The following is a 15,453-nucleotide window of genomic DNA, read 5'->3' as shown; positions in this document are numbered from 1 at the left end:
TTTTTTAATTTCTATTTCTTCATGTCAATATCAATGTACATCCATTCAGCAGGCAGAATGGGATGCTTTTTAAATCCAATTACGCGAGGTTGCGCTAGAATATTTCGGTAACGAGCGCCAATGACCTGTACAGGCATGTACACTTCTAGTACCCGTGACATCTTGCGATATAAGGCATCACGCTCAGGTCCGGGTGCCATTTTTTGTGTCTGCTCATATAAACGATCAAATTCAGGAATACTGGTACAACTGTTATTACTGGCATGAATATTTTTGCTATAGAACAGCTGCATAAAATTATCAGCATCAGGATAATCAGCGATCCAAGCAGATGTTTTAAACATGGTTTTACATTGTTTTTCTAACTTTAATGCTTCTGAAAAAGGTAAAGACTGTGTCGTCATTTGGATCTTTAGACTATCCAAAATTTTCTTCCAGTACTCAGCTTGTTGTTGACTACGCAAACTATTTCCACTCACCGTCATTTCAATGACTAAGGGCTTACCATTCGGCAAAGTTCGCCAACCATTTGCCCCCACTTTATAGTGATAGCGATCTAACAATAAATTCGCGGCTTTGACTGAATAAGGAATACTACTTCTATAATTTGGGTCGTACCCCACAATTCCTTCGGGAATCAAGGCTTGTAGTTTTTTTGCATCGCCTTTTTGCAAGATATTGATATAGTTATCCGCGGAAAAAGCCATCGACATCGCACGGCGAAGTGCAATTTTCTCTTTACTTATTCCACCGACAACGGGGTTTTGCATATTCCAATAGTGATAATCAATTGAAGGATCAACAATCCGAGACAGTTGCACGCCTTTTTTAACTAATTCAGGTTTAAGCTTTCCATCCTTTATGGCTTGGGAAACAAGCTCACCCTCTAATTGAAATAGATCAACTTCATCTTTGCTAAACGACAACCAACGAGACTGCCCCTCTTCCATCACTTGTATATCAATCACACCAATTTGTGGCATTAGCTTGCCTTGCATGGCTTTAACGATCTTTTCATCATCCGCTGAGCTTGCTTTAAAGTTCCAAACAAAACTTCTAAAGTCTGGATTGGCTTTTAAAATAATCCGTGAACCCGGCGTCCAGCTCGACAACATATATGGCCCTGTGCCTACAGGATGTCCCATCGCAAAGCCAGCTTTGTTTCGATATTTTTCAATCACTTCTCGTGCAACAGCACCAGCAGGCTGATGTGCCAATAACATTGGGAAGTTTTGATCAGGGCTTGTTAGGCGAATCACCAACGTATAGCGATCAGGCATTTGCAAACCAGCAACAGGTTGGTCGTAATCAAATTTTCCTGTTTTTTGCGCTTTCTTCTGTAAGGCTTCCATCCCCACGACTCGCCCATCCAACAACCAACTATTTGGTGAACGCAATGTTGGATCAAGCAAACGTTTGAATGTGTAAGCATAATCTGCAGCTGTCAGCTCTCGTTTTTTACCTTTGAAAGCGGGATCATCGGCAAAATAAATACCCTTTTTCACACGAATGGTATAGGTCAAACCATCTGCACTGACTTCTGGTAATGCCACTGCTGTGCGGGGTACCAATTTTGCAGGTGAAGCCAAATAATCATAAGTAAATAGCGTTTCAAAAATCGAACCATTGACATGCGCCGAATACAGATCATGCACACCAGCAGGGTCAAACCCTGTTTCGGCAACAGGAAATACATATCGCAAAACCTTGTTCGGATCTGCTGGGCTTTTAGCCTCAGTCCATGCTGCACTTAAGCTGATAGAGCTACCAATCAAAAGCGCTAAAGCATAGCGAGGTAAAGAAAGTTTAAACTTTTGCTTCATCATAAACTCATCACTTATTTTGACGTGGTGAAGCAATATCTAAATATTGCCAATTGGAATTCATAATTGGATGGGCTTTAAAACCTTGAACTTCTGGTTGAATCAGCCAGTTTCTAATTCGTGTATCTTGTAAAATCCAAGTCGTATCTGCTTCTATTTGTCGACTCATTTTTTCGTAAAACGGCATTCGTTTTTCAGGCGGTTGTTGCATCGCTTGTCGATATAAATTGTCATAAGCATCTGACTGATAACATGACTGATTACCGCGTCCGACATTAGGCCCATAAAGAAGTTGAGTAAAATTCTCTCCCTCAGGGTAATCCGCATGCCAAGCGCCACTCCACATCATGTATTGACATTGCGTTGCTGCTTTTAAATTATCGGCAAAATTGCTGACTCTAAAATCAGATCGAATCCCAATCGCATCTAAACTCTTCTTCCACAACTCTGAATACATCACAGAAGCCGAGCCACTTTCAGTATTTATTTTCAAAGTCAGTGCTTTACCATCAGGCAATGTGCGATAGCCATCATCCCCTTTTTTATAACCAAATCGATCAAGTAGTTTATTGGCTAAAACAGGGTTGTATCCGATACTGCTGCGATAATTTGGGTTATGACCATTCACCCCAGCTGGCACAAGCATTTCAGCTTTTACAGCCTGTCCTTTTCTTAAAATACGAATATATTCATTTACATCAAATGACAGTGCTATTGCTCGTCTCAGTGCAACTTTATCTAAAGATGAGCCACCGACAATCGGATCTCGCATATTCAACATAGAATAGGTAATCTCAGCCTCTTTATTGCGATAAAGCTGAACACCTTTGTTTTTCATCTCAGATTTTAAATGATTATTTTGATCGAGGACTTTGGGAATAGCATTCGCAGTGACTTTGTCAAAATCGAGTTGTTTCGATTGAAATGCCAACCAACGAGATTGCTCTTCTTCGATAATACTAATGTTGACCTTACCAATTTGCGGCATTTGCTTACCACTCATTTCTTTAACCAGTTGATTATCCCAAGCTGTTCCAGTGGACTTAAAATTCCAAACAAAGCCGCGATAATCAGGATTTGCAACCAATTCAATTTTGCTTCGTGGTACGTATTTACTTAGCATATAAGGTCCTGTACCTACAGGATGCATACCTAAACGGTCTTTATAGTATTCAACTACTTCGCGAGCTGTCGCACCAAATGTGCTATATGCCAAAATATATGGAAAATTATAATCAGGCTGGGTCAAAGTAAATTGAATCGTGTATCGATCTAAAGCTTTTAGACCCTGAATAGAAGCATCATAATTAAATTTTCCTGACTTCTTCGCTTGATCGACAAGTGCATTTGCGCCGACAATTTTATGATCGATAAAAGCAAAAGATGAGGAGTGGTTTTTCGGATCTAAAATACGTTTAATTGAATAAATATAATCTTCAGCAACTAGCTCTCGCCGTTTACCTTTGAAAGCGGGATCGTCTGTAAAATAAATACCTGGTTTTATTTTAAAAATATAAACTTTCCCATTGTCCTGAATGTTCGGCATACTTTCAGCCGTAGATGGAACTAGTTTTACTGGATTAGCTAAATAATCGTATTGGACAAGCCTTTCAAAAATAACATCCGCAACATTGCCACTATAAAAATTGAAGGTTTTCACCATATCAAAACCATCATCAGGTGCTTCAAAAGCGATTCGAAGAACTTTGTCAGCTTGTGCTGGGGTTTTGGTATATCCCATCGGCGCAAATGCAACAACGGTTGAAAACAACGTGACCGTAAAAAATTTAGACTTCAACTCAATGCTCACATTATCGTTTTTTAATAAATACTAGACTTTCGAATAGCATTCAACCACACAAAGACTTAACCACCTTCATTTAATTAAATGACCTTTCTTAGCAAAATCATAAATTTAATTATTTTTTACCTTTCGTAAAAATAATAAAAGTGGAAAAATCTACTTTAAGACCAGAAAACATTTGCTATTTTCATGCCACTTTTCAAATAAAATAGTTTTATCAATTAAAAAACTTTTAACACATAGTCTAAAATATTATTTTTTCTCATCTTAATGAAGAGTAACTTTATGCCAAATCATATTTTCTTATATACTTTTTTAATCAAATAAATATCTATAGCTAAACACCTAAAATAACTAAAATAAAATTAATTCGCACCAATTTAACGCATCATAAAAATAGCATGATTCATTTTAATGCTCATAAAAAAATTATGGTTTTTGTAAAAAAATGACAATTTAAAAATTTTTTTAATTTCATATTTTTTTAATAATTAGTAAAAATATGAAAAACTTATTTTTAAAAGTAGAACACTTTTACACTTTAAAATCGAGTTTAAATCCCCCTTAAAAATCGTATTTGGCACATGTCTTGCTAAAACGCTTTTGTTCATTCTTTTAGAGTGACCATCTATTTAGGGGTTATAAATTCAATGAAAAATACCAATTTCGTTCAATCAAGTGCTATGCCAAAAGCGAGCAAATGCATACTAAAACTCAGTACCCTGAGCCTAAGTATGTTGTGTTTAACTATGACCCATGCTGCTGAAACAGAATCATCTACCGATGAGAAACCGACGAAAGTCGTAAAAGTTGCAGTTACAGGTTCATCGATCAAGGGCGTTGCTGCACAAAGTGCATCACCAATAACCATCGTAAAAGTCGATGAAATTTTAAAACAAGGGATCACGACAACAGAGGAGGCTTTAGCAAAAATTACAGCCAACCAATCAAACTTCGTTACCGCATCAAACGTTGGTGCGAGTAGAACTGTTGGCTCATCTGCTAACTTACGCGGATTAGGTTCAAATAAAACCTTAGTACTCTTAAACGGCAGACGCCTTGCTGCCAATGCTTATGACAGTGGCGTTGCCAATCTCAATATCATCCCTCTTGCGATGCTCGATCGTATTGAAGTTCTGAAAGATGGTGCTTCCGCCGTTTATGGAACAGACGCGATTGGTGGTGTTGTGAACTTCATTACCAAAAAACAATTCAATGGCTTAAATTTCAGTGCTGGTTATCAAAAGCCTGAACAAAAAGGTGGTGAACAACAAAATTATTCTATTTTTGGTGGTTTCGGTGACTTAGATGAAGATGGTTTCAATGCATTTGGTGTAGTTGATTATCGTCGTGGCGAAGATGTTATGGCACAAGACCGTAAGGTCAGTCGTCGCGGTGGTGTTATACCTGAATTAGGTGTGAATAGAACCAGTAGTGGCTCATTTCCTGCAAACCTATACGATACAAAAACAGGTACTTTTGGCAACCCCTATGCGAGTTCAGGCTGTGGGGACAACCCATTATTTTTTAGTAATGATGGCGTAACTTGCCGTTATAACAGCCAAGCCGTGATCGGTATCGTTCCTAAAACTGAAGATGTTTCTGTCATGGGGCGAGTCACTGCAAAAATCAATGATAACTTTAATGCGATTGGGGAATATTTATATGCACGCAATGAGGTAACCACCTCTGTTGCTCCAGATGTATTTTTTGATTTACCAATGAGCCCAACTAGTAAATATTATCCAGGTAATGGCATCACTCCAGCAATGGATAATGTCAGCGGTCCTTTAGAACTATATTTACGTTCGCAAGCTGGCAATCGTATTAGTAACAGTGTCAATGATTCACATCGTATTTTTGCTGGTATCGAAGGTGAAGCATACGGCTGGGATATTAATACAGGGGTAACATATGCACGAAGTAATGCTGCTGATAATATTTTAAGTGGTTATCTTAACTACGATAAAACAGCAGAAGCTTTACTCAATGGCACGCTTAACCCATTTGGACCTCAAGCAGCAGAAGATGGTGATGTTTGGAGTACATTAGGCGTTAAAGGTAAATATTTAGATGCTAAATTAGATTCAACAATCGTTGATTTCACTGCTAGTCGCCCTATTTATACTCTTCCAGCAGGCGATGTAGGTTTTGCAGTTGGAGTAAGTTACCGCAAAGACGATTGGCAATCAAAAACTATCTCTGAAATTGCCAGCGTTGCACCGAGTACTGGTGTAGATCCAAATGAACCGATTAATGAAGGTTCTCGAAACATCAAGGCAGTATTCACAGAGCTCCATATCCCACTTCATAAAACATTAGAAGCTCAGCTTGCCGCGCGATACGATGATTACAGCGATTTTGGTGACACATTCAATCCCAAATTCTCTCTTCGTTGGGAACCAAACAAACAGTTGATGTTCAGAACAAGCTATACCAAAGGCTTTAGAGCGCCAACGCTTAGCGAAATGTACTCACCAACTTCGATTACCAATACCGCTGCAACTTATAATGACCCTGTTCTTTGTCCGGGTGGTGTTCCTGCTACTGGTGCATTACCCGCGCGTGACTGCGGAATGCAGTTTGATCGTCAAAATGGCGGTAACAAAGACTTAGAACCTGAAAAGTCCGATTCATTCACCGCAGGTGTGGTGTTCCAACCAACAAAAAATCTTGTTTTCACTCTAGATTACTTTGATATCAAAGTTAAAAATCAAATTACAACTATCTCTGAGACGGCTATTTTCGGTGATCCTGAAAAATATGCAGATAAATTTGTTCGAAATGCAGACGGTTCACTCAATTATATCAATACAGTACAACAAAACTTAGGTGGTATTAAAACCTCAGGTTTTGATGCAAGCATGGCTTGGCGTTCACCAATGACAAGTACTGGTCAGGTTGGCTTCAGCATTGATGGAACTTATGTTACTGATTACAAATATCAAGAAGATGAAGGTATGCCGTGGATTGGTGTTGCTGGTAGCTATGCAGGTCTAGACTATCAAGCCATTGTTCTACGTTGGAAACATACTGCAAATCTAGATTGGCGCTATGAAAACTGGGCACTCAACCTTCAACAAAACTTCTCTAAAGGTTATAAAGATCAAAACTCTGATGGTCAAAACCATAAAGTTAGTGACTACACAACCTACAACCTCTCAGGAACCTACAAAGGCTTCAAAAACGTAGAACTCACCTTAGGTATTAAAAATATGTTTGATGCAGAACCACCAGCATCAAATGTATTGGATAACTTCCAAATGGGTTATGACCCACGTTATGCAGATGTACTCGGTCGTACTTACTTCGTTCGTAGCACTTTCAAATTTTAATATGTTCATCACTACAACATGATTTTGATGCTGTAGTGATCCACCGTAATCATCAATTCACACAAGGAAAAATGGTCTGTATTTCCCCCATTACGAACCTTTTCCTTCACAAGTTAAACGTGAATTGATGATTACAATTTCAGGAGCAATTATGGGCATACCCTTTTCTGAGAGTGAAAATCAATCCGCCAAACGCCTAGTCGGTATTGGTGTGGTTTTATTCTTACACCTCGTGATCGCCTATATTCTGATGACCAGTTTAGCGACTGACTTTATCAAACCTGTCGAGAAGCCTGTAGAACTTCAGATTATTCAAGATATTGAACCACCGCCGCCTCCACCACCAAAACCAGAGGAAAAGCCACCAGAACCACCAAAAATGGTAGAGAAAGTGGCAAAAATTCCTGATCCACCACCGAAACCAGTTGAGGCTGTGAAACCTGTTCAAAAGCCTGCACCGACTCAGACAACAAAGGCTACGGATGCAACTCCTACACCATCACCTGTTGCAGCAAGTCCAAGTCCAGTTGCAGCTCCAACCGTTGCAGCCGCACCTTCCGCTCCAGCTAAACCAGCAGGCATTTCACGTGGTGTTTCCGAAGGTGAAGCTGGCTGTAAAAAACCAGACTATCCACGTGAACAAGAAATGGCAGGTGAAGAAGGTACTGTTCGAATGCGTCTTCTAGTAGATGGTTCAGGAAAAGTGATAGATGCAAAAGTTAAGAAATCCAGTGGAGTTAGAGCCTTAGATAAAGCCGCTTCGAAAGCATTTAGTCTATGTACATTTACTCCCGCAATGAAAGATGGCGTACCTCAACAAGATTGGTATGAAGTTGAATACTCTTTCACAATTTCTTAATTAATTGAATAAATGAAACAAATTTTTGGAGAATTTAAGATGAATAAAACAGCAAAACATATCGCACGCTTCGCAGCAATCGGTCTCATTTCTACCAGTACATTATTACCATTTCACACGGTATGGGCTGATGAAACTACGCAAGCAACGGCTGTCACAACAACAAATACTGAAGCCGTTACCCAAGCCACACCAACTCCGCCACCGTTACCCGCTACTGAAGAAAAAGTACATAACCCTTATGGCTTAGAGGCACTATGGCGTGAAGGTGATCTCGTCGCAAAAACCACACTTTTTATTTTAGTTCTGATGTCAATTGGAACGTGGTACATCATTTTTTCTAAAGTATTTCAACAAAGTAAAATCAAGCGTCACGGCACTGAAGCTGAACGTAACTTCTGGGAAGCAGATACATTAAATAGTGCAAAAGAAAGTTTAGATCCTAGCAGTACCTATCGGTATATTGCTGAAAAAGGCATTCACTCAACAAAGCACCATGACGGCACCTTATTAGAACGTATCGATTTCAACACTTGGGTAACGATCTCAATTCAACGTGCAATTGAAAAAGTCCAAAGTCATCTTGGCAATGGTTTAGCTTTCCTCGCTACCGTCGGTTCAACTGCGCCTTTCGTTGGATTATTTGGCACAGTCTGGGGTATCTACCACGCATTAACTGCAATCGGCATTTCAGGACAAGCATCTATCGATAAAGTTGCTGGACCTGTTGGTGAAGCACTTATCATGACTGCAATTGGCCTTGCTGTCGCAGTACCAGCTGTACTTGGTTATAACTGGCTCACTCGCCGCAATAAAGCCGTGATGGACAATGTCCGCTCTTTCGGCTCAGACCTACATGCTGTACTTCTCAGTGGTGACCTAAACAGCAATCACCCAAACCGTAATTCTAAATAAGGAATACGATTATGGGCATGATGATTAATTCAGATCAAAGTGACGATGATGTAATCGGAACGATAAATACGACTCCACTTGTCGACATCATGTTGGTATTGCTAATTATCTTTTTAATTACTGTTCCAGTCGTCACACATACCGTTCCAGTCAAACTTCCTGAAGAAAAAAATACGCCTTATGCCACCACACCACAAAATATTCAGCTCTCAGTCAATAAAACTGGCGATATTTTTTGGAATGAACAACACGTTGCAAATAAAGAAACCTTGCTTGCACGTCTTCAAGTTGAGGCGCAAAAACGCCCTCAACCTGAGGTTCATATTCGTGGCGACCAACTTACACATTATGAGGCGATTGATCAGGTTATAAGTACAACTCAACAAGCTGGTATTGGCAAAATCGCATTTGTCACTACACCACCTAGTTCACCATAAGGTCAGATTAAGGAGTCACTCATGGGTATGAATGTCGGTCCAAAAAGTAGTGAAGATGATGTCATGCTTGATGTCAACATGACACCTTTAATTGATGTCATGTTGGTATTGTTAATCATGTTCATCATCACAATTCCAATCCCAAATAATGCCATTAATATCAACTTGCCAAACGGTACGCCTCCGCCGCCGACTGACCAAAAACCGCCTGAAGTGATCAATTTACGTGTCGATGCTCAAGGTCAGATTTTTTGGAATGATCAGGTGGTCGCGGATCGCCAAGCACTAAAAGCACTGTTTGAAAATGTGGCTCAAAAGGCAGATCAGGATCAAATTAAATTTAAACCTGATGCCCAAGCAGAATATAAAAATATTGCGATGGTGATGGCTTTAGCTCAGCAAAGCAATGTCACTAAAATAGGAATTGTCAGTAATAACTAGAAAAATAAAAACAATCAACTAAGCTTCACAACTCTAAGTTGCTCCTATGCTAACAAGCTCGCTTGTTAGCTTTTTTTATTTTATTTCATTCACCACAATAGGGATGATGGTGCTATTCACCTTATAGCCTTTCGGTTTGTCATCACATGCATCGCCCATGACTGTCGTTTTAACAACAAACGAAGAATAAGGCATCACATTTAAATAGCCAGTATTATCAGCACCAGTACGACAATCTTCGCTTTCAAGTTTTTCATCAAAACGTCCAGCATAAGATGACTCTTGAACTTCTGTTATTAACTTTGCATTCCATTGGTTGAGATAAACTAAACTTTTTGTAGATTCGACTGCACCCTGTCCTGAGCCAGCACTTTCGATTTCAACTAATTCAATCGATTTACCCTTGTACACACTTGGATGCACTTTAAATGTATTCGATTGCCCACCGAACTCTTTTAATATCTGAGCCTGTTTGAGCTTTGGTCGAGTCAGCACATAACCTGCCCAAAAGTTACGACCTGCATTTTCAAAACTCACACCAGATAAATAAGCTTCTTCACCCGAAACTAATTTCACTTTTTCAGTATGATCAATCTGAATGGCTTGTGGTGGATTAGCATTTGAGTCTTGAAGGTTGGTAATCCAACTAATGATGGTTTTATCTGTCGGGACAGCAGCATGCACTACTGAAAGCAATGAACTCAATAAAAATACTGAACTGGCTAGATAGTATTTAATATCCACAAATAATCTCCCTCTCTTATTCCCAAAATTTTTGCCCTAATTCACTCACATACTCTGTAATAAAATTATAGAAATTTAATTCAAGATTATTCCAATTATTTCTACTATCTAATGGCGTTACAATCATCATAGAACCATAATCATTTTTTGATGGATCAGTTCTTAATAATAAAAGATCACTGTCACCCAAAAACTCGCCAACAATTAAATCTCCTTTTAAATAATCACTATTTCCTTCTATGAAATCTCGTGTTTTCTCTTGAATTAAAAAAGCATCCAACAATTGCAATCCCCATTGACCATAAACAATATCTTCAAATAGATAAGCTCCATTTGCTAATTTGTAAAACTCAACAAACTCTATTGGTAAATCAATAAGAAGCTCATCTATCCCGATAAAACCATGAAAAAATTGGCACCTAAAAAGCAGGTCGTGAGAGATGGAATCCATATGTTTTGGAATTGTCCAATCTTTTTTATTTCATTAATCAGCTCTTTAAATAGGTTTTCTATTTTAAAACTTTTCCAACTCAATCCATTGAGCATCAGGAAAATGCTTTGCTAAATAAGTTTTTAAATAATCCGCTGTATCTTTAGAAATAAGTGGATCTTTCGACTCATCTTTTAAGTTATACACCAAAGCATGCAAACTCAAACCACGCTGCTTTAATGCTTCTAAACTCAATAAAGTATGATTAATACTGCCCAAACGCCCAGAAGTCACCAAAATCACAGGAAATTGATGCTGAGCGATATAATCAATAGTCAACAATTCTGTGGTTAAAGGCACCATCAAGCCGCCAGCACCTTCTAACAATACGACCTCAAACCGCTGAGCCAATTCTTTAGTCGCAGCTTCAATTTTCGCGAAATCTAAGTCTCGTCCATCTAAACGTGTGGCTAAATGCGGCGAGGCAGGATAAGTAAAAATTTCAGGCATGGTCAATTTTTCATGATCTTCCTGAAACCAGCCACTACCCATAATTTCACGGTGTTTTTCAATATCTTCAGAGATATCTATATTACCCGTTTGAACTAATTTTTGGGTAATAACTCGCTGCCCTTGTTCAGTCCAAAGTTTGGCGAGATAACCTGTGGCATAAGTTTTCCCAATTTCTGTATCAATACCGCTGACAAAATAAATACCTTTCATCTCTTTTCTTTCACTTTACATTTAATGGATCGATTCAGGTTCAATTTTAAAAACACGAGGATAACTTTCCCATCGATCATCAAAAGCATATTCAATACAAATATTTGATGATGAAAGCAGCTCTTTATTCTCTTGATAATATAAAAAAGTGACTACTTTTTGTTCACCTACTAGCTCAAATGTATTTGGTGTATGTCTACTGTTTGAGATATTTATATTTTTAACAAGACCACATATTTTTTGAATTGGTGCTTTTAGTTGCATATATGATGAAATCTCAAATGAAAAATATATAGAGTAACCAACAAAAATCATCAATATAATTTTTAATAAAAAATAAATAACTTATTACTATACTTTTTTGTAAAAAACCAAATATACCTAATGAAATACCAGTTACCAGTATCATTACTCCAAATTCAAACTCATAAAATATAAGCAAAAACAGGCTAACTATAATTGAATAACCAGCATACTTGATCATATTTTCTGAAGTTAACTCGTCTTTAAGCACTTTTAATATATACCTCTTATACTTATTTTTTTCTTACAATCACGTAAATCGGATGATAAGTTAGGCGAAAACCATGCTCATCATAGAACTGTTGATAATCAGAATAAAACTGCTGTAAAGATTGCTTGGTCCAACGATGTGACTTTGCTGTTGCAGTCACCCCCGTCGCTTTTAGATGATGCAGCACTAATTTAGGATCATCAAAATATAGATTTTTCTGTTCTTCTTGTATAAACACAATCTCAAAGCCATTTTCTTCAAGTTTCTGTTTCAATACTTCACTAGAATAATAATTTAAACCTTGCCCAGTCAGCTTTTTTATTTCGATTAAATTATTTTCACCAAATGTTGAGAAACCAAAATAGCTTTTCGGTTTTAAAGCATTATGAATTCGTTGTAATAATGCAGGTAGATCAACCATCCATTGTAAAGCAGAACTTGAAATTACTGCGTCAAGTGAATGAGGGAGTTGAAGTTGCTCAATATCACCGATCAGCCAGTGTATCTTTTCCAGATCAGAAAAATGTTGAGCTACATCTTCATATAGATCATTTAAATAAAGATTTTTCGTCTGAAAGCAAGATTGAAATAAGTGGGTTAAATTTCCTGAACCACAACCGATCTCAAGGACTGAATCCAAGTTTTTCGGACAATAAGTTTTGAGATATTCAAATAGTTCTTTACTGATCTGCTTTTGCGTCACGGCATGTTCAACATAACTTTGCCCTGCTTTAGCAAATCTTTGGGCAACCAGTGCTTTATTGACGCTCACAAACACTCCACCAATTGTTCTAACTCCTTTTTTTGCACCAAAGAAGTTAAAGATATTCTTAAACGTGAACTATTTTGCGGCACGGTTGGCGGACGGACAGGCATGGCATAAAAGCCCTGTTGCTGCACATACTTCGCCTTTTCGATTGCAGCTTGGCTCTCACCGACAATAATCGGAATAATATGACTACTGGATGGACTATAAAAACCTTTCTCAATCACAGCGTGTTGTAAATATTGACTCATTTCAGCCAAATGCTGACGTTGCTGCTGCATGCTCAACATTTTATTAAAAATAAAGTCAGACCAAGCCATCGAAATTGGCGGTAATGCAGTACTAAAAATCAAAGGTCGCATTTTATTGATCAGATAATCACGAATGATTGAATCACAAATGATATATCCCCCAACCGAAGCCATCGCTTTACCAAGTGCCCCAACCAAGAAATCAATCTGATCCAATACTGCATATTGCTCAGCACAACCTAAACCCTGCTTGCCTCTCACACCAATGCCATGTGCTTCATCCACATATAACATGGTTTTATGGAAACGCTGTTTTAACTGAACTAAGGCTGCTAAATCAGTCTCATCGCCATCCATACTAAAAATACTTTCAGTCACTACAATAACGCGTTCAATCTGTTCATCTTGATGATACTTTAGCAATAACTGTTCCAAATGCTGCAAATCATTGTGTCGATAACGCACATATTGCGCCGTAGACAATCTGATACCATCAATCATACTGGCATGTACAAGTTTATCCGCCAAAATAATGGTTTTGCTATCAGCAAGCGCAGGCAAAATACCAATATTCATGTGGTAGCCACTATTGAAAAGTAATGCAGCACGACCAAAAGTTTTGCTTAGGCTATTTTCAAATTGTTCATATTCTGCAAAATTACCTGTCAGTAAGCGCGATGATGATGAACTAAATAATATCCGTTCGATTTTTAAAGTATCAAGAAATTCTTCTCTTAACTTTAGATCAGCAGCTAAGCCCAAATAATCGTTGGAAGCTAAATTCAACATGGTTCGATCTTGAATGGTAATAAATCGTCCATGCTGTTGATTTGAAGTAAATTGTCGAAAATTACCTTGTTGCTTGAGTTGATCAAGCTGCTCGGCATAATGATTAAGCAAGGACATTGACATCTGCTCCTTGCATACTTTTCACCACTTCAGTCAAATGTGTTAATAAATAGTTCAGTTCATCATCACTAATCACATATGGCGGCATCACATAAACCAACTTTCCAAATGGTCGCACCCAAATACCCCGTTCAACGAACTGCTGTTGTAAAGTTTTCATATCAACATTGATGGTTAATTCAACCACACCAATCGCCCCTAAAACCCGTACATCAGCAACATGGTCAAGCTGAGCTAAATCCGTTAATTGTTCAGCCAGAATCTTTTCAATTCGTTGAATATTGGCTTGCCAATCCTGTTCCACTAATAATTGGGTGCTTCTTAAAGCAACAGCGCAAGCCAATGGATTCGCCATAAAGGTTGGACCATGCATAAACACGCCAGCCTCACCACGGCTAATGGTTTCAGCCACATCTTTTGTCGTTAAGGTCGCAGACAATGTCATATAACCGCCTGTCAATCCCTTACCAATACACATAATGTCAGGTTCAACTTGGGCATGTTCCCAAGCAAACATTTTGCCTGTGCGCCCAAAACCAGTGGCAATTTCATCAAAGATTAACAATAAATTGAACTGCTCACACAAAGCTTTGGCTTGGCGTAAATATTCAGGATGATAAAAACGCATCCCCCCAGCACCCTGCACAATCGGCTCAATAATCAATGCTGCAAGTGTAGGATGATGAAGTTCAATTTGCTTTTTAAGTTCATCAATATCTTCTGGATTCCATTCACCATCAAAGCGGCTTTGTGGTGCGGGTACAAAAATTCGATTCGGTAAACTCGTGCCAAAAATCTGATGCATCCCAGTGACTGGATCACAGACAGACATCGCATTCCATGTATCACCATGATAGCCAGAACGGGTGGTAATAAAGTTAGTTTTCGCGGGTTGATTAAACGCAGCCCAATATTGCACGGCCATTTTTAAGGCCACTTCTACAGCAACAGAACCTGAATCTGCATAGAAAATCTTATCTAAGTTCGGTGGCGTAATTTTTAATAATAATTTGCCCAATTCAATCGCAGGTTCATGGGTTAGACCGCCAAACATGATATGCGCCATGTTCTGTAATTGATCTGCAACCGCTTGATTCAGCTCAGGATGGTTATAACCGTGAATCGCACACCACCATGACGACATGCCATCAACTAAAGTTCGACCATCTTCTAGTTCAATCGTTGCACCATAAGCACGTTTCACTTTAAAGGTTGGTAGTGGATTTAACATCGAAGTATAGGGATGCCATATATGTTCTAAATCAAATAAATCGGTCATCCTTTATTCACTCCTCATTTTATCCTAAGCCAATTAAATGCACGAAAATATCTACAATCGCAGAGGCGGCATGGATGCCGCCCGTTGAGCTGCGGCATCAAGGATGTGCCGTCAGCTCAACAAAGGATTTTTGCTTACTTTTGATCCTTCAAAAGTAAGGTCATATATTTGCACAATACAATAACGTTGCCATAACCGACAAAGGCCAACTATCTTAAACGTG

14 protein-coding genes are annotated in these 15,453 nt (G+C 38.6%); 5 read left to right on the top strand and 9 right to left on the bottom strand.

Annotation, left to right across the window (positions count from 1 at the left end):
• Positions 1 to 11 precede the first annotated feature (11 nt).
• Both ACT4_RS07395 and ACT4_RS07390 read right to left on the bottom strand, forming a co-directional pair.
• Positions 12 to 1,823, bottom strand: a complete 1,812-nt coding sequence (locus ACT4_RS07395; RefSeq protein WP_007481099.1) for an ABC transporter substrate-binding protein — start codon at positions 1,821 to 1,823, stop codon at positions 12 to 14.
• A 10-nt stretch (positions 1,824 to 1,833) separates the two neighbouring features.
• On the bottom strand, positions 1,834 to 3,621 hold the full coding sequence (locus ACT4_RS07390) for an ABC transporter substrate-binding protein (RefSeq protein ID WP_034604753.1): 1,788 nt from the start codon (positions 3,619 to 3,621) through the stop codon (positions 1,834 to 1,836).
• A gap of 656 nt (positions 3,622 to 4,277) precedes the next feature.
• Here ACT4_RS07390 and ACT4_RS07385 point away from each other — a divergent pair.
• The 5 genes from ACT4_RS07385 to ACT4_RS07365 all read left to right on the top strand — a co-directional run bounded on the left by ACT4_RS07385 (position 4,278) and on the right by ACT4_RS07365 (position 9,614).
• Positions 4,278 to 6,962, top strand: a complete 2,685-nt coding sequence (locus ACT4_RS07385) for a TonB-dependent receptor (protein WP_171054783.1) — start codon at positions 4,278 to 4,280, stop codon at positions 6,960 to 6,962.
• 151 nt (positions 6,963 to 7,113) lie between these two features.
• Positions 7,114 to 7,821, top strand: a complete 708-nt coding sequence (locus ACT4_RS07380) for an energy transducer TonB (protein ID WP_007481094.1) — start codon at positions 7,114 to 7,116, stop codon at positions 7,819 to 7,821.
• A 39-nt stretch (positions 7,822 to 7,860) separates the two neighbouring features.
• A complete protein-coding gene (locus tag ACT4_RS07375) occupies positions 7,861 to 8,736 on the top strand; it encodes a MotA/TolQ/ExbB proton channel family protein (protein WP_007481093.1) in 876 nt (291 codons plus the stop codon).
• Between the two features lie 11 nt (positions 8,737 to 8,747).
• Positions 8,748 to 9,173: a biopolymer transporter ExbD gene (locus tag ACT4_RS07370; protein ID WP_007481092.1), complete on the top strand. Its 426-nt coding sequence runs from the start codon at positions 8,748 to 8,750 to the stop codon at positions 9,171 to 9,173.
• Between the two features lie 21 nt (positions 9,174 to 9,194).
• A complete protein-coding gene (locus tag ACT4_RS07365) occupies positions 9,195 to 9,614 on the top strand; it encodes a biopolymer transporter ExbD (protein WP_004881193.1) in 420 nt (139 codons plus the stop codon).
• Between the two features lie 75 nt (positions 9,615 to 9,689).
• On the opposite strand, the gene ACT4_RS07360 is transcribed toward ACT4_RS07365, so the two are convergent.
• The 7 genes from ACT4_RS07360 to bioA form a co-directional block, all read right to left on the bottom strand.
• Positions 9,690 to 10,358 carry a hypothetical protein gene (locus ACT4_RS07360; protein ID WP_007481090.1) on the bottom strand — a complete coding sequence of 223 codons (669 nt, stop codon included), beginning with the start codon at positions 10,356 to 10,358 and terminating at the stop codon, positions 9,690 to 9,692.
• A 16-nt stretch (positions 10,359 to 10,374) separates the two neighbouring features.
• Positions 10,375 to 10,809 (bottom strand): SMI1/KNR4 family protein, encoded by a 435-nt coding sequence (locus tag ACT4_RS07355; RefSeq protein ID WP_007481088.1) that lies wholly within the window; start codon positions 10,807 to 10,809, stop codon positions 10,375 to 10,377.
• Positions 10,810 to 10,872: 63 nt separating this feature from the next.
• Positions 10,873 to 11,511, bottom strand: a complete 639-nt coding sequence (bioD, locus tag ACT4_RS07350; protein WP_007481085.1) for a dethiobiotin synthase — start codon at positions 11,509 to 11,511, stop codon at positions 10,873 to 10,875.
• Positions 11,512 to 11,532: 21 nt separating this feature from the next.
• Complete coding sequence (locus ACT4_RS17505; RefSeq protein WP_007481083.1) at positions 11,533 to 11,775, bottom strand: hypothetical protein; 243 nt, start codon at positions 11,773 to 11,775, stop codon at positions 11,533 to 11,535.
• 272 nt (positions 11,776 to 12,047) lie between these two features.
• Entirely contained in the window at positions 12,048 to 12,803 is a 756-nt protein-coding gene (gene bioC, locus ACT4_RS07340) for a malonyl-ACP O-methyltransferase BioC (RefSeq protein WP_171054782.1), read from the bottom strand.
• Complete coding sequence (locus tag ACT4_RS07335) at positions 12,794 to 13,948, bottom strand: 8-amino-7-oxononanoate synthase (RefSeq protein WP_007481079.1); 1,155 nt, start codon at positions 13,946 to 13,948, stop codon at positions 12,794 to 12,796. Before ACT4_RS07335 ends, bioC begins: the two co-directional genes overlap by 10 nt.
• Positions 13,935 to 15,230, bottom strand: coding sequence for an adenosylmethionine--8-amino-7-oxononanoate transaminase (gene bioA, locus ACT4_RS07330; protein ID WP_007481078.1), 1,296 nt, complete (start codon positions 15,228 to 15,230; stop codon positions 13,935 to 13,937). Before bioA ends, ACT4_RS07335 begins: the two co-directional genes overlap by 14 nt.
• Positions 15,231 to 15,453 lie beyond the last annotated feature (223 nt).

The organism is Acinetobacter sp. NBRC 100985, assembly GCF_000241225.1.
In the GTDB taxonomy this organism is placed as follows: domain Bacteria; phylum Pseudomonadota; class Gammaproteobacteria; order Pseudomonadales; family Moraxellaceae; genus Acinetobacter; species Acinetobacter venetianus.
This window is presented reverse-complemented; position numbering and strand designations above follow the sequence as displayed.